General features: G+C 68.1%; 22 protein-coding genes and 3 pseudogenes. 11 read left to right on the forward strand and 14 right to left on the reverse strand.

Annotated features, from left to right (window positions below; genetic code table 11):
- Positions 1–279: 279 nt before the first annotated feature.
- The 5 genes from amaP to JL475_RS32415 form a co-directional block, all read right to left on the reverse strand.
- Positions 280–873, reverse strand: a complete 594-nt coding sequence (gene amaP / locus JL475_RS32395) for an alkaline shock response membrane anchor protein AmaP (protein ID WP_202281734.1) — start codon at positions 871–873, stop codon at positions 280–282.
- A gap of 10 nt (positions 874–883) precedes the next feature.
- Complete coding sequence (locus JL475_RS32400; RefSeq protein WP_202281736.1) at positions 884–1,573, reverse strand: DUF6286 domain-containing protein; 690 nt, start codon at positions 1,571–1,573, stop codon at positions 884–886.
- Positions 1,570–1,920 (reverse strand): Asp23/Gls24 family envelope stress response protein, encoded by a 351-nt coding sequence (locus JL475_RS32405; protein WP_307825228.1) that lies wholly within the window; start codon positions 1,918–1,920, stop codon positions 1,570–1,572. The genes JL475_RS32400 and JL475_RS32405 overlap by 4 nt, the downstream gene beginning before the upstream one ends.
- A gap of 107 nt (positions 1,921–2,027) precedes the next feature.
- Positions 2,028–2,240 (reverse strand): hypothetical protein, encoded by a 213-nt coding sequence (locus tag JL475_RS32410; protein ID WP_202281740.1) that lies wholly within the window; start codon positions 2,238–2,240, stop codon positions 2,028–2,030.
- A 38-nt stretch (positions 2,241–2,278) separates the two neighbouring features.
- Positions 2,279–2,710: an Asp23/Gls24 family envelope stress response protein gene (locus JL475_RS32415; protein ID WP_202281742.1), complete on the reverse strand. Its 432-nt coding sequence runs from the start codon at positions 2,708–2,710 to the stop codon at positions 2,279–2,281.
- Positions 2,711–2,915: 205 nt separating this feature from the next.
- Between JL475_RS32415 and JL475_RS32420 the strand changes: the two genes are divergently transcribed.
- A complete protein-coding gene (locus tag JL475_RS32420) occupies positions 2,916–3,683 on the forward strand; it encodes a hypothetical protein (RefSeq protein ID WP_202281744.1) in 768 nt (255 codons plus the stop codon).
- Positions 3,684–3,887: 204 nt separating this feature from the next.
- On the opposite strand, the gene JL475_RS40515 is transcribed toward JL475_RS32420, so the two are convergent.
- From JL475_RS40515 to JL475_RS32440, 4 genes are all read right to left on the reverse strand, one after another.
- A complete protein-coding gene (locus JL475_RS40515) occupies positions 3,888–6,029 on the reverse strand; it encodes a hypothetical protein (RefSeq protein WP_237408932.1) in 2,142 nt (713 codons plus the stop codon).
- Between the two features lie 195 nt (positions 6,030–6,224).
- Complete coding sequence (locus tag JL475_RS32430; RefSeq protein WP_237408934.1) at positions 6,225–6,548, reverse strand: helix-turn-helix transcriptional regulator; 324 nt, start codon at positions 6,546–6,548, stop codon at positions 6,225–6,227.
- A 14-nt stretch (positions 6,549–6,562) separates the two neighbouring features.
- Positions 6,563–7,765 (reverse strand): site-specific integrase, encoded by a 1,203-nt coding sequence (locus tag JL475_RS32435; RefSeq protein ID WP_202281748.1) that lies wholly within the window; start codon positions 7,763–7,765, stop codon positions 6,563–6,565.
- Positions 7,766–8,099: 334 nt separating this feature from the next.
- The gene (locus JL475_RS32440) at positions 8,100–8,474 is read right to left on the reverse strand and encodes a tetratricopeptide repeat protein (protein WP_202281750.1); all 375 of its coding nucleotides are present in this window, start codon (positions 8,472–8,474) and stop codon (positions 8,100–8,102) included.
- A gap of 121 nt (positions 8,475–8,595) precedes the next feature.
- On the opposite strand from JL475_RS32440, the gene JL475_RS32445 reads away from it, so the two are divergent.
- Complete coding sequence (locus tag JL475_RS32445; RefSeq protein WP_202281752.1) at positions 8,596–9,561, forward strand: pirin family protein; 966 nt, start codon at positions 8,596–8,598, stop codon at positions 9,559–9,561.
- 511 nt (positions 9,562–10,072) lie between these two features.
- Positions 10,073–10,435 carry a hypothetical protein gene (locus JL475_RS32450; protein ID WP_202281753.1) on the forward strand — a complete coding sequence of 121 codons (363 nt, stop codon included), beginning with the start codon at positions 10,073–10,075 and terminating at the stop codon, positions 10,433–10,435.
- A 210-nt stretch (positions 10,436–10,645) separates the two neighbouring features.
- On the opposite strand, the gene fmdA is transcribed toward JL475_RS32450, so the two are convergent.
- The 3 genes from fmdA to JL475_RS41785 all read right to left on the reverse strand — a co-directional run bounded on the left by fmdA (position 10,646) and on the right by JL475_RS41785 (position 13,154).
- Entirely contained in the window at positions 10,646–11,893 is a 1,248-nt protein-coding gene (fmdA, locus tag JL475_RS32455) for a formamidase (protein ID WP_202281754.1), read from the reverse strand.
- Positions 11,894–12,055: 162 nt separating this feature from the next.
- Complete coding sequence (locus JL475_RS32460; protein WP_202281755.1) at positions 12,056–12,709, reverse strand: AmiS/UreI family transporter; 654 nt, start codon at positions 12,707–12,709, stop codon at positions 12,056–12,058.
- A 166-nt stretch (positions 12,710–12,875) separates the two neighbouring features.
- Positions 12,876–13,154: an FmdB family zinc ribbon protein gene (locus JL475_RS41785; RefSeq protein WP_202281756.1), complete on the reverse strand. Its 279-nt coding sequence runs from the start codon at positions 13,152–13,154 to the stop codon at positions 12,876–12,878.
- A 387-nt stretch (positions 13,155–13,541) separates the two neighbouring features.
- On the opposite strand from JL475_RS41785, the gene JL475_RS32470 reads away from it, so the two are divergent.
- Positions 13,542–14,699, forward strand: coding sequence for an NAD-dependent formate dehydrogenase (locus tag JL475_RS32470; protein ID WP_202281757.1), 1,158 nt, complete (start codon positions 13,542–13,544; stop codon positions 14,697–14,699).
- An 85-nt stretch (positions 14,700–14,784) separates the two neighbouring features.
- Here JL475_RS32470 and JL475_RS32475 read toward each other — a convergent pair whose 3' ends face one another.
- Positions 14,785–15,213: a hypothetical protein gene (locus tag JL475_RS32475; RefSeq protein WP_202281758.1), complete on the reverse strand. Its 429-nt coding sequence runs from the start codon at positions 15,211–15,213 to the stop codon at positions 14,785–14,787.
- Positions 15,214–15,533: 320 nt separating this feature from the next.
- Here JL475_RS32475 and JL475_RS40520 point away from each other — a divergent pair.
- From JL475_RS40520 to JL475_RS32495, 5 genes and pseudogenes are all read left to right on the forward strand, one after another.
- Positions 15,534–15,736: pseudogene (locus tag JL475_RS40520) on the forward strand (IS1380 family transposase); the annotation flags it as partial.
- Positions 15,737–16,339: 603 nt separating this feature from the next.
- A pseudogene (locus JL475_RS40525) lies at positions 16,340–16,504 on the forward strand (helix-turn-helix domain-containing protein); the annotation flags it as partial.
- Positions 16,505–16,582: 78 nt separating this feature from the next.
- Positions 16,583–16,996 (forward strand): hypothetical protein, encoded by a 414-nt coding sequence (locus tag JL475_RS32485; protein ID WP_202281759.1) that lies wholly within the window; start codon positions 16,583–16,585, stop codon positions 16,994–16,996.
- Positions 16,993–18,051, forward strand: a complete 1,059-nt coding sequence (locus tag JL475_RS32490; RefSeq protein ID WP_307825229.1) for an IS3 family transposase — start codon at positions 16,993–16,995, stop codon at positions 18,049–18,051. The genes JL475_RS32485 and JL475_RS32490 overlap by 4 nt, the downstream gene beginning before the upstream one ends.
- A 271-nt stretch (positions 18,052–18,322) precedes the next feature.
- Complete coding sequence (locus JL475_RS32495) at positions 18,323–18,892, forward strand: DinB family protein (RefSeq protein ID WP_202281761.1); 570 nt, start codon at positions 18,323–18,325, stop codon at positions 18,890–18,892.
- A 240-nt stretch (positions 18,893–19,132) separates the two neighbouring features.
- Here the strand turns inward: JL475_RS32495 and JL475_RS32500 are convergent, their stop codons facing one another.
- The gene (locus JL475_RS32500) at positions 19,133–19,696 is read right to left on the reverse strand and encodes a dihydrofolate reductase family protein (RefSeq protein ID WP_202281763.1); all 564 of its coding nucleotides are present in this window, start codon (positions 19,694–19,696) and stop codon (positions 19,133–19,135) included.
- A 357-nt stretch (positions 19,697–20,053) separates the two neighbouring features.
- On the opposite strand from JL475_RS32500, the pseudogene JL475_RS40530 reads away from it, so the two are divergent.
- Positions 20,054–20,462: pseudogene (locus JL475_RS40530) on the forward strand (XRE family transcriptional regulator); the annotation flags it as partial.
- 34 nt (positions 20,463–20,496) lie between these two features.
- On the forward strand, positions 20,497–21,255 hold the full coding sequence (locus tag JL475_RS32510) for an IS6 family transposase (RefSeq protein ID WP_237408936.1): 759 nt from the start codon (positions 20,497–20,499) through the stop codon (positions 21,253–21,255).
- Positions 21,256–21,459: the final 204 nt, after the last annotated feature.

The raw sequence follows: 21,459 nt of genomic DNA on the forward strand, positions 1-21,459 counted from the left end.
TCAGTCGATCCCTCGGGAAGGTACGCCCTTCACGTGCCACTCCGAGAGCCGATCCACAAGTCATGAGCATTGCTCACGGCAACGCACCGGATACGACCAGCAGGCCACCGGTGACCACGAGACGTGCGGAGCTGGTGCACGAGCCGTCCCGGCGGACCTGCACACCAGGATGGCCGCCGCGGTGACCATGAACAGCTGCCGGCCCGCCTGAAGCGTGTCGACTGCGGCACCATGCCGAAGTACAGGCTGAGCAGGAAGAAGAACCCAAGAACGCGGCCCTTAGACGACGCGGTCGGCGCGGTGGCGGACTTCTCGGAGTCGGACCTTCGACGGGAAGCGGTCCAGGCCGGCCGAGTCCCGTGCGTGTGCGAGTGTTTCCCGGCTCAGTTGCCCCAGAGTCCGCTCTGGGTCCGCATGAGGCTCCAGCGACAGCCGCACGCGTGCGGTGGGAGCAGTACTTCGGCCCGTCAGACGTACATGTGCCCGCGAGACCCCGTCCAGGGCCTGCGCCTCTTCCTCGATCACGTCCTCCAGCGTGCGGCCGTTGAGTCGGGTCGCCGCGCCGTCCTCGCTGTCGACGAGGACCTGGCCCAGGCGGTGTCTGCGCTGTGCGAGGAGCCACCACAGCAGCAGGGCCAGCAGCACGGCGAGCACCGCGATGACGGTCGGCCACCACCAGCCTTCTTCCTGCCACCGGGTGCGTCCCTCGGTGCCCAGCACCACATCGTTGGGCCCGCGGAAGGGCCACCAGCCCGGCATGCCGAAACCCCAGCGGCGCTGCAGCTCCAGCCCGCCCAGCAGCACGCCGCCGCCCAGGGCGAACAGTCCAAGGCCGAGCAGTCCCAGCAGCACCCGGTTCACCGTCTTGAGCATCGGGATCACCTCAGCCGTTCTTCGGACGCCGGACGTGCACGGTCAGCGTGGGTTGCCGGGCGAGACCCAAGGCCCTCACGGCTTCCCCCAGCGTGGCGTCCAGGTCCGCGCGGACCTCCTCCAGATCACGGAAATGTGACCGTACCCGGGCTTTGACCTTACGGCGGCCGACAGCGACCTGTGCCGACTGGACACCGGGCACCTGCACGGTCCGGTCGCGCAGAACCAGGGCGGCCGCGCGGCGGTCGAGCCCGGCGCGGACCTCCCCTGTCCCGGGGATACCGGTGAGCTGCCGCATGGGCAGCAGCCTGCGCAGTCCCGGCGTCACCGCCAGCAGGAAGAGCCACAGGCCGAGGGCCATCGCCAGTGCGGCCCCGACGATCATCCAGATGTCGTCCAGGGGCCGTGTGGCCAGTTCCTCGGCGAGCCGCCGCCGCCAGGGCATCGCAGACCGTCCTGCCCGCACCGAGACGACGTCGTACAGGAGCAGTCCAACGGCCGCGGCGGACAGCAGGGCCACCAAGGCCGCGGGAATCCGCCGCGTTGACCAGAAACGGCGCGTCGACCGGTCTGATGCGTCGATCACCGCCGTCGCGCCCGTGCCCGCCCCCGGGGCGCCATCGGCGGACAAAGTTGCCTGTCCGGAATCGGAGGGAAGGTCGCTGTCGCCGGGCGGCTGCCGCCAGGTGTTCGTGCTCATCTCACCCTTTCCTGGTCCGTGTGGCGCGTATGCGCCGAGTGCAGCCTCTCGACCGGCACCGCGAGGTCGGACACCTCCATGCCGGCCCATGTCCTGAGCCGTTCGGTAACCTCCCGGCGGACTGCGGCGCACTGCGCCGCGATGTCGGACGGATAGCCGAGCTCGACGGTGATGCGCAGCCGCGCCTCGCCGAGCACTGCCTGCCGTCCGGCGGCAGACTCGGCGTCTCGTCCTGCGGTATTCGGCTCCGGTGCCCGCCGCACGGATGTGGTCACGCGTGGCGTCCGGCGGCCGGGTGGTACGTGGCCGGCCGACTCGGTGAACCGGCTCAGCGCCTCGCGCGCCACCTGGGAAGCCATCCTCGCAACGACCCGGTCGGCGACGGTGATCGCACCGCGCTCCCCGCGGGGGATGCCCGGGCGCCGATCGGCTTCTCCGGTCACTGCCGCCGGTCTCACCGAGCCCGTCGCCGGTCATCGCGGATCCGCTCCTGCCGGTCCCGGCGGCGGACGAAGTCGCCCGGTTCGAGATCACCTTCCATGAGCCGCCCGGCCACGAGACCGACGAAGCCCAGCACCAGCACCAGCAGGAAAGCCCAGAAGTCACCGAAATACGCGGCGAAACCCAGCGCCATTCCGGCCATCAAGCCCACCACGGCCCTGCTCATCACGCGCTCCTTCACTCAAGCGGGCTGCTCCGCCCCGGCTACTGGATCCGCTGCCGTCCTTCCCCTTCGTCCTCCTCGTCGGGCAGCTTCACGTCGCTGACCGCGATGTTGACTTCCACGACTTCCCGACCCGCCATCCGCTCCACTGCGGAGATCACGTTCTCCCGCACCGCACCGGCCACGTCCGTGATCGAGACGCCGTAGTCGACGACGATCTCCAGATCGATGGCCGCCTGCAGCTCGCCGACCTCGACACTGACCCCGCGCGTGACGGACTTGCCACTCCCGGCGCCGGGCATCCGCTCCCGCATGGATCCCATCGAGCGGGCGAATCCGCCGCCCAGGGCATAGACGCCGGGCACGTCCCGTGCCGCCATTCCGGCGATCTTCTCCACCACCACATCGGCGATGGTCGTCCGGCCGCGAGAACCGGGCGCACCGATGTGTTTTGCGCCGACGTCAGCAGTCATCAGGGCAATCCTCCCTTAAGGAGCCCCCTAGAAGCATTTGTAAGATTATATTCATTTTAGTGCGCTTTGCCGCGAGATGCGGACCGTGAGACGGAGTGGTCCAACGAGTGGCCCGAGCGTCCCTGCCCGGAGCCCTCGCGGACACTCCGGGCGCAGTGCGGCAGGAAGAGAACCGTGACCATGGAAGAAGGAGGGTGAGAGGCCGGTGAAAACCGAGGCGTGGACGCAGGCAGTACGGCACCAGCTCGACCTGGGCCGGCTGCTCCCGCTCGGCGGGCCCGACGACGGGACATGGATCACCGAGCAAGCAGCCGTCCGGGCCCTCGAGCGCGCTGCCGCTGAGATTCCCGGTGTCCGGCTGGAGTCGCTGCGCATCGGGCCGGCACCGCTCGAGCCCGTGTCCGAGCCGGCCGTCCGCCCGCCGGCCAGCGCGCTGCCGCCGGGCCCGCTCAGGATCGAAGCCGCCTTCACAGCACCCCTCGGGCAGCCGCTGCCTCACACCGCCGACCAGTTGAGGAGCGCACTGCTCAACGCGGCCGCCGAACGGCTCGGCCTGGCCACCGTGACAGCTGACCTGCGCGTCACGGATCTCCGTGAAAGCCCGGAGACAGGCGTGAAGTCGCCGACCGCGGCGAGGGCCATGAGGCCGGCGCCGGAAACTGCAGCAGCACGAAGCTCACCCCCGGTGAGCGGAACAGGATCCATGCGGAAGCCCGTCGGGGAGCTCGCGGACGTCGCGACGGGTGTTCCTGGCGTCGCCCGCCTCACCGCCGTGCTGGGAAGCCGCCCGGTCAAGGTGGAGGACCATGACGAGCCATCCGGCCGACACATCGAGGTCCAACTCGCGGTCGCCCCCGGACACCATCCACTGGAAGTCGCCCGCGCCGTCCGGGCCGCCGTAGCCGACGCGGCCGCCAGGGACGCCCCGGGCCCGGTCACCGCCGCCGTCCTCATCACAGAAACCGCAGCCTAGCCAGACGTCAACGGCAGCTCGACGCGCTGGGCCTGAGCAGGCAACGTGTGGCGGCCCCGCCGGGGTCGGCGGGGCCGTATGCGTCAGACCGCCGATCCATACGGCATCCGGCGTATGAGAGTGCTGAACCTGCAGCCTGCCCCGGAGTCGCTCCGTCGGAGCGAGGTGTTGTCGCTCCCTGTCCCGGAGAGAAGAGTTGCGTACTCAGCGTGGCAAGTGTGCGGTCCGCTCCGGGTGCGCCGCCTTGATGTAGCGCATGGCGGTCGTGTCGTTGATGCCGAACAGACGCATCAGGTGAAGGGGGTCTTCCGTCTCGAAGGCCTCGTGGAGGATGCGGTCCTGTCGCAGGGTCTGCATCGGCAGTCCGGTTGCTGTGAAGACCTTGCCGATCGTGGTCGAGCTGATGGCTGGCTGGGCGTCGGCCGCGGTCCACCGGTTGATCAGCAGGTGAGGGTTGGGCGTGGCAGGCCAGCGCCGGTGTCGCTCCCTGGTCCATTCCGATGCGCACCGATAGGTGAGTTCATCCAGATAGATGACGTGCCGCAGACCGGGCCGGCGCACAACGAGCCGTTCCCGGGGCAGGTTCAGGTCTGCGAGGAGGAGTCCGCGCAGGTCGGTGCCGTTGAGCGCGTGCACGCAGACCAAGACGATGACGAACCGTTCGAAGGCGTTGCGCGCGTGCCCGAGCAGGCCGGCCAGTTGGTCGGAGGGAACAGAGGGCGGCACGGTCTCGATGCCGGAGAAGACCAGGCCCCTGGTGGGGTCGCGGAAGATTACGCGCTCCTGCCGGAGCGCCTTGAAGACGTTGCGGAGCACGATGTGGATGGCGCGGGCTGGGGTGCCCTTGCGGCTGGCGATCCCCGCTTTGACGTCGTCGTGGCTGATCTCCCGCAGACTTTCGACGCCTTCGGCGATCCACTGGTCGAGGAGGGGCTGGAGAATTTTGTAGTAGCGGAAGATGCTGCGGAAGCTGCGGCCGTCGTGCTCCCATCTGCCTTTGCCGTGTACGGCTTTGATCCAGATGTCGAGCTCATCGGCGATTGTCTCGGGCAATTCGGCTAGCTCCTGCTCCAGCCGCCGTTCGTGGGTATCGCGGCGCAGTTCCGCGTCCGGTATCAGCAGCCCGCGGGCTTCGAGGAAGTGTGTGGCCCGTCGTGCGGTGAGGGAGGCTCTGGTCTGTGCGAGGTCCTGGAGGTCAGCCTCCCGGAGGGGTGCCTCGGCGCCCAGCCAGGACAGCAGGATGGTCAGGGTCCGCTTCGTGGAGGTTGCCGGGCTCGCCTCCCACTGCCGGTCGCGGATCACGTGGTCGAGCTCGGCGAGCAGCCGCTCGGCGGCATGGGTGAGGGCCGGTAGTTCAGCCACGGGCCTGCTGGCGAGCGCGCTCCAGTTGCGTCTCATGTCGAACAGGACCTGCTGGCCGGGCACGGTCAGATGCGGCGAGACCGGCCGGTCGTCTCCGCCCCCGGGCGGTCCGCCCTGTCGGCGGAGAGCCAGAATTCTGGTCGGGAAGGGTTCGCCGAACCACAGCTGCGTCCACGGCTCGCGCTCGGCATCCGGGCCATGGACAGCGACGTGGAGGCGGCATCCCTGGCATCGACCCTCGATCACGGGCAGCTCAGGGCGGTGACAGCGCGTACAGGTACCCGTCGGCCTGGCCCCCGTTCTGCGAGCGAGGTCCGCGCAGGGCATGCACCGGTGCCGCTGGGGAGCCGCGAACCAGCAGTCGCACGACGTGCAGGACCGCGGTGTCGGCTCGTACGGTCGCGTTGAGGGAGCAGGCGGCCGGCGGCGGCGCCGAGTCCGGGGTGGCCGGGGCGGTTCCACCCAGGGCCGCAGCATCCCGGCCCGTGCGAGGATCGCCCGGACCGACCGGATGTAGTTGGGGATGTCTTCCAGCACCATCTCGTCGACCAGGTCGTCGCCCTTGGCGTCCCGGACTGCGAGGGCGAGTCGCAGCATCTCGTGCAGCTTGCGTTGCATGGGCTTGCTGATGCCGGTCTCGGCGGCGAAGGTGGCCGTGTGCTCGACGATGTCGTCCCAGCCGCGGAGCGGGCGTTGCAGGATCCGCCGGCAGACGTCGATGGACAGCTGCCGCCGCCAGGGGAACAGGGCCAGTTGGCCGCGGATGGCGGGCGGCAGGACGGCGGGGTCGTCGCGAGTCGGGGCCAGCCTCGTGCGTTCCTTCTCCACCCAGGTCAGCCGTTCGCGGCCGCCGACGGTGCGGCGGCCGTACTTCTTCAGCGGCTGGGCATGGGTCGGCGCGATGCCGTAGTAGATCAGCAGCAGTTGGAGGTTCCGCGGGCCCGTCGTCTCGGGGTCGGTGACCCAGTCGACATCCAGCTCCATCCTGATCGCCTGGAGACAGGATCGACACAGGGTGTCGGAGTTCAGGTGCCCCTTGTGGCGGCAGCGCAGGCACCGACCCCGCTCAGGGTGCAGCCGCCGCCACTCATCGCAGCCCATGCATCTGCGGTGCGGCCCAAGAAGACCCCACCCGAAGCACTCCATGCACTGCTTAGACTCGGACGCAGCCGGCATGCGTCAGTTCGGCGGCAGCGAGCGAGGGCCACCGGTCCGCTTGTGCGGGCTCGGCCGCACCGGCCCGGTCTGGTTCTCCTCGGCCCCCACCGCCTTGGCCTGGGTCTGCGACGCGTCGGTCCCGGCGGCCAGCGGCTCGGCCTGCAGCAGGTCGCCGACGGTGCAGTTGAGGACCGCGCAGATCTTGTCCAGATCGTCCAGCCGGACCGTGACCGGGGTGCTGCTCCACATCGCGGCGACCTTGCTCAACGACGGCGTGAAACCCACCGTCTTGAACGCTTCCAACAATTCGGTGGGGCGCCACAGGTCACGCTGTGCGGCTACCATCCGCAAATTCCACTTCACCGAAGGTTCCCCTTGTCCATCACCAGTCGCTGGGCTGCCCGCGAGCTCGCAGCAAGATTCGCATGCTCCGGATCGGCGTGGGCCGTCGCCATATACCGGACCGTGGTGGTTGCCCATTCGTGGCCCAAGACGCGCTGGACCTCCCACAACGACATCCCGCGCTCGTAGTTGTGCGTCGCGCACGCGTGGCGCAGCAGATGGGGGAAAAGGTCGGTGACCGGTCCGGTCAGGTAGTCCGCCGCCGCGTTGTGCAGCAGCCGGCGGAAGGCCGGGGCACCGAGCGCGGGAGCGATCGGGAAGTTGAGCGCAGCCACCGCCTTCGGTTTGCGCTCCGACGGCCACAGCGGTGCCCGTGGATGCTCGGCGTCGTCGCCGAACTCCCCGCGGATCTCCTCGATGTACCACCACAGCAGTTCTCGGCCCTCCTGGAACAGGTAGGCCTCGCGTGGCCGCGGCCCGGATCCTCGGGCACCCTTGCCGTGGACGACGAACCGGCCCCACTGGCCGTTCTCCCAGTGGACGTCCCCGATCGTCACCCCGCACAGTTCCGCGGCCCGGACACCGGAGATATAGGCGATCTTCGTCATGACGTAATCCCGGCAGGCGACCGCGTACTTCCGGGCAAACGGCAACCGTTCCCGCCAGCGAGCGAAGAACTCTGCCATCGCCATCTGGGACGGCGGGATCCGCAGCCCGAAGTCACCACGGTGCCGCGGCCGGTTGAACGGATCGATCGGCGACTCGACGGATGCCCCGAACCGCATCATGATCTCGTGGGCGTAGCGCTGTTCGAGGAACGCGAAGTACGCGTCGATGTGGTTGATCTTCTGCCGCATCGTTGATCGGGCTCGTTTGCCTGGTCCGGCGAAGTACTTGTCGACCTCGCGCGGAGTCAGCTGCCATGGCACCGTGCCGTAGAAGTCGCACAGCTCGATGACCGGCTTGACCAGTAGATCGATCGACCGCGGGGCCAGGCCGGCGGCGTCACGGGCCCACTGGTACTCGCTAAGTGTGTCGATGAAGAAGCTCTCTTCGTCCTGAGCCGACATCCGGGCCTGACGGCGCCGCTGCAGCGTGACGACGTCGGCGAGTCCTTGCTCGATCGGCCCCAGATCCCCGCCGGTCGGCTCGGTCGGCGGCACAAGGGTCAGGATGCGACTTTCGGAATCTGACACAGCAAGCGAGATTACTGGAGTCATGCGCAGAGTTTCAAAGTTACTCGCAAATTCCTGGAGAAACTGAAGCGAGGGGTAACTCGCGCCCTGAGCTGCCGACTTGCACCTTCACCCTCTATCGGCACTCGCCACGAACCCGCGCGTCCTCCACTAATCCCGCTGGCCGCCTTCCTCGCCGTCGACATCCTCCTCGGGGAGATCGCGCACCGGCGGGGGCGCCGGACGTACGGGGGAGGCGAACGTACCGGAACGGCACGGACGCCGTAACCGGGAGGCGGTGGGAACCGCGCGGGCCGGTGCCGGTCTCCCTCCGGGGAAAACCGGGCACCGGCCCGCGCGACTGCCGTCCAGCCGTCCTCTACGCGTGGTCGAAATCGCGGTCGAACCCACCGTCGAAATCGCCCGCCAGTGCGGCGGCGATCCGCAGGTGGGACTCCGCCTCCTCGTTCCGCCCCTGCCGTTCGAGGGTGCGGCCGAGCATCAGCCGGGCGTAGTGCTCCACCGGGTCGCGCTCCACGATGATCCGCAACTCGGCCTCGGCGCGGCGCAGTTGGGCCGAGTGGTAGTAGGAGCGCGCCAGCAGCAGCCGCGGCCCGGTCTGCTCCGGCACCTCCTCGACCAGCCCGCTCAGGACGCGTGCCGCGGCGGCGTAGTCCTTGGCGTCGAAGAACAGCCCGGCGCGCTCCCAGCGCTCGGCCGGGGTTCCGTGGTCGTAGTAGTACATGGTGTCCACTCGTGGCCTCCTTCGACGCCGACAACGGAGCTGGTTGGTTGAATATTCCACTACTGGCTCGGGGTGTGGAGCGGGAGCGGACGGAGTGACTCACCGCACCCCTCGAAGCTAAGTTGTGCCCATGAGCAATCTTGAGCGGGAAGCCGTTCCGTCCCTGTGCGGTGGCCGCGGCTTCGTGGTGGCGGAGCCGGTGCGTGAGCTCCTCAGTCCCCGGCAGGTCAAGCTCGGCGAGTCCACCGAGGTCCGGCGGCTGCTGCCCAACCTGGGGCGGCGCATGGTCGGTGCGTGGTGCTTCGTCGACCACTACGGCCCGGACGACATCGCCGACGAGCCCGGCATGCAGGTGCCGCCGCACCCGCACATGGGTCTGCAGACGGTGAGTTGGCTGCACGAGGGCGAGGTCCTGCACCGTGACTCCACGGGCAGCCTCCAGACGATCCGCCCGCGCGAACTGGGCCTGATGACGTCCGGCAGGGCGATCAGCCACTCCGAGGAGAGCCCCCGCTCGCACGCCCGCTTCCTGCACGGCGCCCAGTTGTGGGTCGCCCTCCCGGACGGCCACCGCCACACCGACCCGCACTTCGAGCACCACACCGACCTCCCGGTCGTCACGGCACAGGGTCTCGAGGCCACGCTCATCCTCGGCGACCTGGACGGCGCCACTTCCCCGGGCACGGCGTACACCCCGATCGTCGGCGCCGACCTGGCCCTGTCGAACGGCGCGGACGTCCGGCTGCCCCTGGAGCGTGACTTCGAGTACGCGGTCCTCGCCATGTCCGGCGAGGTCCACGTGGACGGCGTACCGGTGCTCCCGGGCTCGATGCTCTACCTCGGCTGCGGCCGCGACGAACTCCCCCTGCGCGCCGAGTCCGACGCGGCGCTGATGCTCCTGGGCGGCGAGCCGTTCGAGGAGGAACTGGTCATGTTCTGGAACTGGATCGGCCGGACCCAGGAAGAGATCGAACAGGCCCGCCGGGACTGGATGGAAGGCACCCGCTTCGGCGAGGTGAAGGGCTACGACGGCGCTCCGCTGCCTGCTCCGGAGCTCCCGCAGGTCCCGCTGAAACCACGGGGAAGGGTGCGCTGACCTGCGGGAATGCCTGATCCCTGGTGGCTGGTGGGCGGGTGGCGGTCGGGCGCTGCCTCCCGCTGTCCGCCGGCTCGCGGGAGGACAGCTGAGCGGAGTGCGGACCGGGGCCGGGATGGCAGGCGATTTCACGGTGTGGTCGTCTGTGAGCAGCTGTGGCAGGACTCTTGCTGACCTGATGCTGACTTTACTGATGCCTCGTCAGCTGCGATTGAGGCACTCTTTTCGCAGCCCCCTCGCGCGCGGTGGCCTTTGCCGACTCGGTGGCGGCCGGACGAATGCTGACCCGGCGGGCGGCTGGGCCGGTGCCAGTGCGTGAACTCGGCACTTGCCCTGTCGTCTTGTGGAGAGTCGACAAGATTCGGGGGCCGTGGATGCCTGCTGGTGAACGCTGCTTTCACTGATCCAGTGAGAGAAGTGCTGTCCGAGCGCCACCAGTGGGTTTTTCGTCTGCTGATGGTACGGGATTGTAAAACGTTCGGTGTGACTCCCGATCAAGGAAGATGCACCGATGACCAGTGAGAACGTGTCCGAGGCCCAGTCCGTCGAGATTCCTGAGCTGCAGCCGTCGAAGGCGGTGGACGACCAGCTCGTCGATCAGCTGGTCGTCCACAGGCTTTGCCGGCGCCGCTTCAGACGGTTCGACGGACTCGGCCTCGGTCATGTTGTTGCTGGTCGTCGACGCATCTTCCATGATCGGGAGTCACACCGAACGTTTTACAGCCCCTACCTGCGGCGCGCCAAATACATGGAGGGTAGCGACTTCGACGGCCCTATCCGCCAGGAGCAGCGCAAGTTCCAGGGCATCACCTCCACGCGGATGCGCGCATCAACTGCGAACCGCTGCGCGAAGACGATGATCCCGCCTTCGTGAGGATGACCGCCAAGGAGATCGGCGACGTCACCCTGCTGGCCCGGATAGCGGATCACTCCCAGGGTTTGGCCACGCCCGCCCTGTACGGAGTGGAGGTCACCACGATTCGGTCCCCCTTGCCGGGCCGGGCCGGGCCCGGCCTCCGGGTGGCTTGTGCCGTTCGTATTCAGGACCCGGTGTGCCGGATCCCCGGTCAGGGGAGCGTCGGCTTCAGGTGCTCACCGCGCACCGTCCGCGCTCTTTGGCCGTCGGGCCCTCCCGAGTCGGGCGGATGTCGAAGTCGAAGATCGCGGTGGGGAGGTAGAGCGAGCAGCAGGAGTTGGGGATGTCGACGATGCCGCTGATGCGTCCCTCGACGGGCGCGGACCCCAGGATCAGGTATGCCTGCTCGCCGCTGTAGCCGAGTTTCTTGAGGTACTCGACGGCGTTGAGGCAGGCCCGGCGGTAGGCGACCGTCGCGTCCATGTAGTAGTTCGTGTCGGTGTCGTGGTCGACGGAGACCCCGACGAAGGAGAGGAACTCTGAGTACCGCGGCTCGACGTTGCCCGGCATGAAGATGGGGTTGGTGGTCACGCCGTACTTCTCCATGCCGCCCTTGATCAGGTCGACGTGGAAGTCGATGAACCCGCCCATCTCGATCGCACCGCAGAAGGTGATCTCTCCGTCGCCCTGGCTGAAGTGCAGATCACCGGCGGACAGCTTGGCGCCGGGGACGAAGACGGGGCAGAAGACCCTCGACCCCCGGGTGAAGTTCTTGATGTCCTGGTTTCCGCCGTTCTCCCGACCGGGAACGGTACGGGCGCCTTCCCGCATGATGCGGTCGGCGGCGTCTCCCGTGGCCGTGCCCGCGAGTGCATTGTCGGCGAGCGGCGGCAGGCCCAGCGGCGGCACCCGGTCCGGGTCGGTGTCGATCAGGGCCTGCTCGCGCCGGTTCCACCGCTGCAGCAGGTCGGCGGACGGCGCGGTGCCGAAGAGCCCCGGGTGGGTGATACCGGTGAAGCGGACGCCGGGAAGGTGCCGGGAGGTCGCCATCTGGCCGTGGAAGTCCCAGACCGACTTGACGGAGTCCGGATAGTAGTCGGTGAGGAAGCCGCCGCCGTTGTTCTTGGCGAAGACTCCCGTGTAGCCCCAGCCCTGCCCCGGCGCGTCGCCCTTCTGCTGGGGGACCGGCCCGAGGTCGAGGATGTCGACGATGAGCAGGTCGCCGGGCTCCGCGCCCTCTATGCTGATCGGCCCGCTCAGCATGTGGCAGCGGCTCAGGTCGATGTCACGCACATCGTTGGCCGAGTCGTTGTTGCCGATCTGCGCGTCGGTCCAGTCACGGCACTCGAGGCGGAACTCGTCGCCCGGTCGCACCGTGGCGACGGCCGGTACATCCGGGTGCCACCTATTGTGTCCGGGGACATCCTGGTCGCGCATCGACTTGGACTGGTCGACGCTGAAGATTACGTCAGGCATGTGAACTCCATGATCTGTTCTGTACGGGTGAGCGGGTGCGGGGAGCGTGGCCCGGGGTGCTCTGACCACCCCCCCCACGACGCTTCTGACGTCTCCACTTCCTGCGTTTCAACCACCTCCCGGCGCTCCCATCGACGAGTCGGCGGCGATCATTGGCAGGCGCTAGCCGGGGCTGTCAGCCGGGTAGCCCGGGGCGCCGTACTCCTCCGCGGGCCTGCTGGGCCGCCTCCGGCGAAGTACGACCCACAGCGCGGCGAAGGTCAGGACGCCGAACGCGCCCAGCGCGATCGCCATTTCAAAGAAGTTCTCGGTGACCCAATAACCGGCCAGCAGCAGGAATGCCGGTATGACGCCGGTTACCCAGCCTTCGATTGCGGTCACCCAGCCGACATAAGACGTCAAGGTCTCCATTTTCAGTCCCAGGAGCAGGAAGAAAAGGAACCAGAGGAACGCCCAGTAGAGCCATATCACTCCGAACGGCTGATCGTCGAACAGTCGGAAGTTGACGAAGGAATACCCCAGAGCCACAATGGCCACGAATAGTGAGTAATAGCCCACCCCTGTGGTGTCGAGCCCCATGAGTAGTCCGATTCCTACATACAGGTATGTGAAACCGAAGAGGAAGATGCCCGATGCGAGTGCGATCTGGTGGGGGTCCCGATTCGCGGCGATGATGAGATATGTGGGTGTGAGGACCTGAAGCCCGCCCACGAACAGATTGAATACGGCGGCTGCCCGGCTGTCGACCTTTCCCAGCAGCATCAATCCGTTCAGGAAGAGCACCGCGCCTACAAAGAGAAGTCCGACGTTGGCCAAGGGACACCTCCCGAGATTTCGCTCCGCGAGCGATGGGCCCGCCGGGCGGTCATGCGACCGAGATGCTGTTGTGTGTAACCCGTGCCTCTGGTGAGGCGGCAGAGACCGTCCCGCGCCCCTTCTCCGAGGGGGTGTTGGACTGATTCTGCCGGTCCGAGACTTCCCCTCAGGGCCGGGGGAGCCGGGCGAGGGCCGGATGAGCCGGCCTCGGCGCAGCCTGCTCGGAAGGCACCCGCGTGACCACCGTGGGACTTTCCCAAGACTTTTCCTCCTGCTTGCGCAGGCCCGCTACGGCAGGCGAGGTGAACGCGGTCGCGGGGGATGAGTACACACGCCGAGCAGTGTTCGAGCACTGCGGGCAGGCGTGCGTGATCGGCGCTGTGCCGATCGGCAGCTTGACGTCGAACGATCCGCAGCGGTTGCAGGAATACTCATACGTCGTCATAATTCGTCTCCACCTCGCTGCGCTTTCGGCCTTAGGCCGTGGCGCGGTTCTGGTCGAGCCAATGAACACCGGAGAAGCATTTCCTCTTATTCCAGGCAACGCCTGTGACGACGGCGTGTCAAGGCGAGTTGGAGATGCCCCTGGGGTCGCCCTGCGCCGCCGTGCCGAATGGGCGGGTATGACGCGGCGGGCCCCACCGGGTGGAAAGGACGTGCCCCCCGCGCCGCAGGCTGCTCGGCCGGGGCTTTGCGAGCGCGGTGATCAGTGTGTTTGGGCCCGTTTATTGTGCGGCGGCACGGTCACTCGGCACTGGACAGCAAGGCCGGCCGGAGCGAATGCGCGGTTACCGGACCACGCCTGTGCGCCGGCCTTCTTAGGAGTACGGCCATGGCAAAGATCCTCACGGTGCTCTATCCGGATCCCGTTGACGGCTACCCGCCCAGGTACGCCCGAGATGAGATCCCCGTCATCAGCGGCTATCCCGGAGGGCAGACGGCGCCCACCCCCCGGAGCATCGACTTCAAGCCGGGTGAGCTGGTCGGCTGCGTCTCCGGCGAACTCGGTCTGCGTCCGTTCCTGGAGGGACGGGGCCACACATTGGTCGTCACCTCCGACAAGGAGGGGCCCGACTCCGTGCTGGAACGGGAACTTTCCGACGCCGAGGTGGTGATCTCGCAGCCGTTCTGGCCCGCCTATCTCACCCCTGACCGGATCCGGCGCGCACCGCACTTGAAGCTGTCGATCACAGCCGGGATCGGTTCTGACCACGTGGACCTGCCGAGCGCCATCGAGCACGACGTCACCGTGGCGGAGGTCACCTACAGCAACAGCATCAGCGTGTCGGAGCACGCGGTCATGCAGATCCTCGCTCTCGTCCACAACTATCTGCCCGCCCACGAGTGGGTCACCGCCCGCCGAGGGTGGAACGTGGCCGACAGCGTCTCGCGGAGCTACGACCTGGAGGGCATGGACGTCGGCGTTTTCGGTGCCGGGCGGATCGGCATGGCAGTGCTCCGCCGGCTGAAGCCGTTCGATGTGAAGCTGCACTACAACGACGTGCACAGGGTGCCATCGAACCTCGAGCAGGAACTGGGGCTGATCTGGCATGCGGATGCCCGCTCCCTGGCGGCCGCCGTCGACGTGCTCTCCATCCACGCGCCGCTGCACGCGCAGACGGTGAACCTCTTCGACGACGAGATGCTCGCGACCATGAAGCGAGGGTCGTACATCGTCAACACAGCCCGCGCGCTGATCGTCGACCGGGACGCCGTGGTACGTGCTCTGGAACGAGGCCATCTGGCAGGTTACGCCGGGGACGTCTGGTACCCCGAGCCGCCGGAAGAGGACCACCCGTGGCGCGGCATGCCGCACGAGGGCATGACACCACACGTGTCCGGTTCGACGCTCTCCGCGCAGGCCAGGTACGCGGCAGGCGTCCGGGAAATCCTGGAGTGCTGGTTCGACAATCGCCCGATCCGTCAGGAGTACCTCATCGTGGAGGGCGGCAGGCTTGCCGGGACCGGGGCCCGCTCGTACACCGTCTGACGCACACGGTAGGAGTTGGCGGGGCTGTCACCGCCCGTGCACGGGCGGCCCGGGATGGAACGCTCCGCTCTCCGTGTTCTCCGTGTCAGGGCGCCCCCACGATGGCGCAAGCGCGGCACGGGGGCCGACCACAGGTGCACTGCAGGATGGCGTCCAGCACCTCATGGTCGTGGTAGAGGCACTTGTCCTGGCAGGTGTGGCGCGGGACGAAGCCCGCCTGAAGCTCGTCCGGCCAGGGCTCCTCGCCCTCCCGGCAGCGCACGAACCGCTCGGGATCCGTGGCGTGCAGCCGGTGCATGCTCTCCTGTGCCTCGCCCTCCAGGTCGTGCGTTTGGGCGACCATTGCTTTGAGCTGGTCGGCGAGACCGGAGAACCTGGCGTCGCCCGTTCTCACATGGGCTGCGCCCAGCGCCATGACGGCGTTGCCCAGGAACCGCCGAGCGTCCTGAAGATCGGTCACGTGATGCAGTTGGATGCCCGTCACGCTTCTGACCCACACGGCGTCTTCACTCACTTTGTCCACCTTCCGGGTTCAATCGCCCAGTGGTAGTGCCGGCGCGGAAGTACGTCGTATCTTCCTCACGCGCCCTGAAGTCTGGTCCGGGCGGCTACCCGCAAGGTCACTGGTGAACGTCCTGCTTCAGACCCGGTCCGCCGCGCTGCGGAAAAGGCCCATAAGGGACGCATGCTGTCAAGAAAGCTAATTCTGCGGTGCGAGCCAGTCCAGTCCTGTACCAGTGAACTGCCTCACAAGCGCTGCACCTTTGCTTCCCGGCAGTGGTGAGGTGTCGGGGGAGACGGCGGCATGCCGACCGGGTCCTCCGGGCATCGAAGGAGGCTCTCGCCACCGTGGGCGAGAAAGCACCGACCACCATCCGCAACGCCCGCCCGAAGTCTGCAGACACGTTTGGAAGATGGCCGACGGCCGGGCACCGGACACCTATGGGCAGATGACCGTCGACCTGGGCGGAGCCCTGGTCATCGCCCACTCCCACAAGCAGGACGCCACCCCGACCTGGAAGAAGACCTACGGCCACGGTGGGGAGCGCCACCCGCTTGGGGTCGTGCTGGGGCGGCTGAACGCCGACCACCGGGTTGTCTTCGAACAGCCTCAGCCGGTGTGCGTCCAGCAGGATCGCCTTCAGCTTGTCGAACGCGTTCGCCTGCGCGGCCAGGCCCACGCCGTTGCGCTCCATGCTCAGGAGGAAGGCTTCGATGACCTTGTGGTCGAAGGTGCTCATCCGCCGGCTGCCCGGCAGCGGCAGCAGATGGATGGCCGGCAGCGACTCCAGGTGCACCACCGAGGCCGGCCCCAGATCCCGCTGCCCGGCCCTCCATCGGGCGGCGTACTCCTCGAACCGCACCCCCCTACCTCGCGATGCGCGCTGCCCTCGCCTGCCTCCGTGGCGCCGCCTTCTTCGCGTTGTAGACCTCCGTCAAACGCGCGATCGCCTTGTCCTGGGTCGCGAACCCGGACTCCTTCACCTGCTTCCCGGCCGCAGACCGACACTGGATCTTGTACGGGTGGGGGCGCTTCGACCACCGCGACCGCGGGTGCTCACACTCCTTGAAGAACGGCCCCACCCCACGAAAACCTTCCGTTCTAGTGGTCGTCGCAACACCCCAGCTCAGGGGAGGCGATGGACTTCGAGATCAGGGAGAACCGGGGGCGGTCTCAGGGCCGCAAGCCTCTGGTCCGTGAGCGGGAGGAATACTTCCGGCTCATGGACCAGGGGCTGAGCAGTCGGGAAGCATGCCGAGCGGTTGGCATCAACCTGCGGACCGGCAAGCGGTGGAGGAACGGACCCTCCATGTCAAAGTAGGTCGAGTCGGACATGCTGGATGATTCATTGAGCCGGGGGCGGAGAAGGAGCAGTGCCCGGGTGGCCGGCACCAACGACCACGGGACCCCTGATCCGCAGGTGGAAGCCCGGTCGACCGGTCCGCGCTGGTACACCGCGGAGTGCAAGGCGAGGATCCTCGCCGAGTACGAGACGCTCGACGAGAGGGGCAAGGGGGCCCTGCTGCGCAGGGAGGGCCTGTACTCGTCGTTGAGCACGGCGTGGCGGCAGCAGCGGGACGAGGGCGCCCAGAGGGCGCTTGCCGCGCCGGCCGGACGGCCGAAGGCGGACCTGCGGGACCGGGAGATCGCGAAGCTGAAGGCGGGGAAGGCCCGCCTTCAGGCCGACCTCGCCAAGGCCCGCACCGTGATCGAGGTGCAGGGAAAACTCTCCGCGCTGCTCGACCAGTTCGCCACGGACAGCGCCCCGAACCAGGACGGCGAGAACACCAAGTGACCGAGGCCCGGTCCGCGGCCGTGTTCGACGCCGCCCGCGACCAGGCCCTCGAGGAGCTCACCGGGCTGGTCGGACGCGTCCGGGCATGCGCCGCGCTCGGCGTGAGCCGGGCCACCTACTACCGCCACCACCGCCGCGGCCCGGCCCCGGAGCGGCCACGGCGGGAACGACGCCGGCACCCCCGGGCTCTCGCGCCCGAAGAGGAGATACGGGTCCTCGACGTGCTCCACTGCCCGGAGTTCGCCGACATGGCGCCCGCCGAGATCTACGCGGTCCTCCTGGACCGGGGTGCCTACCTGTGCTCGGAGTCGACGATGTACCGGCTCCTGCGACGGCGCGGCGAGGTCCGTGAACGCCGCCGCCAGGCCGCCCATGCGCCCCGGACGGTGCCCGAGCTGGTCGCCGAGGGCCCGGACCGGGTCTGGAGCTGGGACATCACCAAGCTGAAGGGCCCGGTCAGGGGCGTCTCCTACTGCCTCTACACGGTCATCGACATCTTCAGCCGCTACACGGTCGGCTGGATGATCGCCGACCGGGAGAACAAGGACCTCGCCGAGCGGTTCCTGTCCGAGACGATCGCCAAGTACGGCATCCGACCAGGCCGGTTGACGATCCACTCGGACCGCGGGTCCCCGATGGTCGCGCAGAACGTCGCCCAGATGATGGCCGCTCTCGGCGTCACCACGTCGCATTCACGGCCGAAGACGTCGAACGACAACCCGTACAGCGAGAGCCAGTACAAGACCCTGAAATACCGGCACGACTTCCCCGAGCGTTTCGGCTCCCTCGAGGACGCCCGGGCGTGGTGCACCCGCTTCTTCACCTGGTACAACGAGGAGCACCGGCACTCCGGGATCGGCCTGCACACCCCCTACGACGTGCACTTCGGCCTCGTCGGGCAGCTCCGCGAGATGCGTGCCGACGTCCTCCGGGCGGTCTACGCGAAGCACCCCGAACGCTTCGTCCGCAAGCCGCCCGAGCCCCCGAAACTCCCCGCAGCGGCCTGGATCAACAAGCCGGCACCAGACGACCCACTGATCCCGGCACAACGTTAGAACGATCTACCTGCCTTGATCGCTTTGACAGGTTCCGCGGCCTCACGCAAGACGACTGGGACCGCCTGGACCGGCACACCCCCGAACTGCGGGGCCTGCCGTCCCAGCCAGCCGGGTTGTTCATGTCAAACAGCCGCTCGCGGCGGCGCGGCCCGAAGGGCACATCAGCCCCCAGCGTCATCTCTCGGTGCGGTACGCTCTCGTGGCCCACGGCCGGCCACGGCGTCCGCGAGGGGCGCAGCCAGGTCTCCGTTGTATGTAGCGTGCGGAAATGACAAGAAGCGAGCGACTCGCGGACCAGCTGGACCGGCACTGGCACAAGAACCTGCGGCCGCGGCTGCACGGTCTTGCCGATGAGGAGTACTTCTGGGAGCCGGTGCGCGGCTGCTGGAGCATCCGCCCACGTGGCACGTCGGCCGCACCGATGTCGGCAGGTTCGGGGGAATGGACGATGGACTCCGCGTCCCCTGACCCGGTGCCGGCGCCGGCACCGGTGACCACGATTGCCTGGCGGCTGGCGCACATCATCGTCTCCTGCCTGGGCTATCGGGTCGGATGGCACTTCGGCGGCCAGGACGTCGACTCCCAGACATTCGCCTACGCGGGGACCGCTGACGAGGCGCTAAGACAGCTCGATGAGATGTATGGGAGATGGAGCGCGGGGGTCCGCGAGCTCTCGGACGCTGACCTGGAGAATCCGCCCATGGTGGGTCCCGAGCGGTTTCCCATGGAGGGCATCGTCCTGCACGTCAACAGGGAGCTGATCCATCACGGCGCCGAGATTTCCCTGCTGCGCGACCTCTACCGCTGGCAGGACGGGGCCGTACCGCGCCGAATATGACTTTCCGGTAACCGGCGATCGAGCTTCGGAAACCTACGTGGACTCCGTGACGCTCCGTGGCTGCGAGCTTCGGTGTCCGTGGTGGAGGGGCAGGCCCGCAAGCACATCCCGGATTACATCTTGATCGCTGAGCAGGGTCCGGTAGTGGTGGATGTGAGGCCGCACTGCCGGCTGTCCACCCCAGTGGTGGCGTTCACGTTCGCGTGGACCCGGCAGGCGGTCGAGTCGCGTGACGGGCGCTCAGTGCCTCGTCTCGTACCTGGTCAGGATCACGCCGCAGGGAAGCGTCCGCGTCTCCACCAGGTTCAGGTTCACCCAGCTGTCCAGCGCGGTGAAGAACGGCGTGCCGCCGCCCACCAGGACCGGCGCGGTGGCCAGCACGTACTCGTCAATCAGCCCGGCCCGCATGGCCGCCCCGGCGAGCGTCGCGCCGCCGATGTCCATCGGGCCGCCGTCCTCGGCCTTGAGCCGGGTGATCTCGGCGACCGCGTCGCCGGTGACCAGGCGGGTGTTCCAGTCGACCTTGTCGATCGTCGAGGAGAACACCACCTTCGACATGTCCCGCCAGCGGCGCGCGAACTCGATCTCCGCCGGGGTGGCGTTGGGCTGCTGGTCGCCGGTCGGCCAGTAGGAGCTCATCGTCTGCCACAGCTTGCACCCGTACAGCGACAGGTCGGTCGCCTGCAACTGGTCGGACCAAAACTGGAACAACTCGTCGCTCGGTACGCTCCAGCCGATGTCGTCGCCGGGCGCGGCGATGTAGCCGTCCAGGGTCAGGTTCATGCCGTAGATCAGTTTCCGCATGGCGCCAGCCTTCCGTGAGTCGCTCTCGCGCGTACAGACCGGCGCGGCGCGGGAAACTCATCGGTGCGCGATCTGAGCTCGCATATAGCCCTCGTGCTCGGTGGCTCAGCCGCAGACTCATCGTTCCGCCGAGGAAATGGCATCGATCTGAGACTGATCTTGGGTGACATCGCGGTGAGACAACAGAGAACCAGCAGGTCACAGAAGATCGACATGCCATCGGCGGCGAGACCCTAAACGCCCTCTAACCGCCCTGGACGCCGCTGTGAGGCCCGTTCAGCCCGGCGCCGGGAACTACCCGGCCCGGCCGTGAACACCGCACAGCAACCTACACAGCCGATCATGAACGGAGACCCAGTGGGCACCGTCGGAGACGGCCTCGAGCGGGCCATGCAGCAGGCGTTCACCCGCCCTCTACCGAAGGCGGCCGGCGCGCAGATGCGTTACCTGGTCAGGCAGCTCAAGGGCACCCGTGCCGTGGCCGACGCGCTCGGCGTCAGCCAGCGCACCGTGGAACGGTAGGTGAAGGACCGGATCCCCCGGCCCCGCGCCGACCTCGCGCAGCGCCTTCAGGACGCCGTGCGCGCCCGGTGGCAGGCGCCACCACCGGAGGCATCGTCATCGAGACCCGCGCCCGGTTCGGCTTCACCGCCGAGCCCGGCACCACCGACGACGCCCGCCTACGCCACCTCACCCTCGCCCTGCCCCGCAGTCCGCGGCCCACCTCTCCGATGCGCAGGACACCGGGGCCAACGAACAGCAGCTGCACGGGCGTTGTCACGTTGGCTGACCGGCCTGGGATGATCTTGGAGTTGGTCGTGCCGGGGAGGGGGCCGTTCGTGTCGTCCGCGTCGCCGTCGTACAAGGGGCACCGGTACCCGGTGGAGGTGATCTCCCACTGCGTGTGGCTGTACTTCCGCTTCCCGCTCAGCTTCCGCGAGGCCGGGGAGCTGATGCCCGGGCGCGGCGTGCTCGTCTCCCACGAGGCGGTGCGCCGCTGGTGCACCAAGTTCGGCCAGGCCTACGCCAACGGACTGCGCCGCCGTCGGCCGCGGCCCGGGGACACATGGCACCTGGACGAGGTCTTCCTCACGATCAACGGGGAGCGGAAGTATCTGTGGCGGGCCGTCGACGCCGACGGCATCGTGCTCGACATCCTGGTCCAGAACCGCCGGGACAAGGCCGCGGCCCGGCGCTTCTTCCGCAAACTGCTCAAGAAGACCTGCTCGGTGCCGCGGGTGGTCGTCACGGACAAGCTGCGCCCCTACGGGGCGGCCCACCGCGAGGTCAGGCCCTCCGTCGAGCACCGCTGTCACAAGGGCCTCAACAACCGGGCGGAGAACAGTCATCAGCCCACCCGGCAGCGCGAGCGCGCCATGAAGGGCTTCCGTAGCGTCGGCGGGGCGCAGCGGTTCCTGGCCGCGTTCAGCGGCATCTCCCCGCACTTCCGGCCTTTCCGCCACCTGATGACCGCCGCCCACTACCGCGCCGAGATGGCCGTCCGCTTCGCCATCTGGGACCAGATCACCGGCGCTGCCGGCCGGCCCACCACAGCCTGACCCCAGGCCCGAAGCGCAAGCCCACCACGCCCCGACGCGCCATCAGACACTCACACACCCCACAACGTGACAGCGCCCATCGAGCGCCTCAGCAGTCTGCCGTCGGCCGGTGAAGCGCCCCCGTCCCGGTTCCCGACCGCCTTCCAGAACTTCCTTGGCCGGCACCAGTTTCCTCGGCTGAGGTCCTGGCGGGCCGTCAGCGGC

It is taken from the genome of Streptomyces sp. M2CJ-2, from assembly GCF_016757295.1.
Taxonomy (GTDB): Bacteria; Actinomycetota; Actinomycetes; order Streptomycetales; family Streptomycetaceae; genus Streptomyces.

Excerpts from the sequence above, each read along its gene's own strand:
- JL475_RS32450 (WP_202281753.1), top strand. The coding sequence starts at position 10,073 with ATGACCAGTGAGAACGTGTCCGAGGCCCAGTCCGTCGAGATTCCTGAG.
- JL475_RS41785 (WP_202281756.1), bottom strand. The coding sequence starts at position 13,154 with ATGACGACGTATGAGTATTCCTGCAACCGCTGCGGATCGTTCGACGTC.
- JL475_RS40515 (WP_237408932.1), bottom strand. The coding sequence starts at position 6,029 with ATGGAGCTGGATGTCGACTGGGTCACCGACCCCGAGACGACGGGCCCG.
- JL475_RS32415 (WP_202281742.1), bottom strand. The coding sequence starts at position 2,710 with ATGACTGCTGACGTCGGCGCAAAACACATCGGTGCGCCCGGTTCTCGC.
- amaP (WP_202281734.1), bottom strand. The coding sequence starts at position 873 with ATGCTCAAGACGGTGAACCGGGTGCTGCTGGGACTGCTCGGCCTTGGA.
- JL475_RS32470 (WP_202281757.1), top strand. The coding sequence starts at position 13,542 with ATGGCAAAGATCCTCACGGTGCTCTATCCGGATCCCGTTGACGGCTAC.
- JL475_RS32410 (WP_202281740.1), bottom strand. The coding sequence starts at position 2,240 with ATGAGCAGGGCCGTGGTGGGCTTGATGGCCGGAATGGCGCTGGGTTTC.
- JL475_RS32495 (WP_202281761.1), top strand. The coding sequence starts at position 18,323 with ATGACAAGAAGCGAGCGACTCGCGGACCAGCTGGACCGGCACTGGCAC.
- JL475_RS32400 (WP_202281736.1), bottom strand. The coding sequence starts at position 1,573 with ATGAGCACGAACACCTGGCGGCAGCCGCCCGGCGACAGCGACCTTCCC.
- fmdA (WP_202281754.1), bottom strand. The coding sequence starts at position 11,893 with ATGCCTGACGTAATCTTCAGCGTCGACCAGTCCAAGTCGATGCGCGAC.
- JL475_RS32500 (WP_202281763.1), bottom strand. The coding sequence starts at position 19,696 with ATGCGGAAACTGATCTACGGCATGAACCTGACCCTGGACGGCTACATC.
- JL475_RS32510 (WP_237408936.1), top strand. The coding sequence starts at position 20,497 with ATGATCTTGGAGTTGGTCGTGCCGGGGAGGGGGCCGTTCGTGTCGTCC.
- JL475_RS32445 (WP_202281752.1), top strand. The coding sequence starts at position 8,596 with ATGAGCAATCTTGAGCGGGAAGCCGTTCCGTCCCTGTGCGGTGGCCGC.
- JL475_RS32435 (WP_202281748.1), bottom strand. The coding sequence starts at position 7,765 with ATGACTCCAGTAATCTCGCTTGCTGTGTCAGATTCCGAAAGTCGCATC.
- JL475_RS32430 (WP_237408934.1), bottom strand. The coding sequence starts at position 6,548 with ATGGTAGCCGCACAGCGTGACCTGTGGCGCCCCACCGAATTGTTGGAA.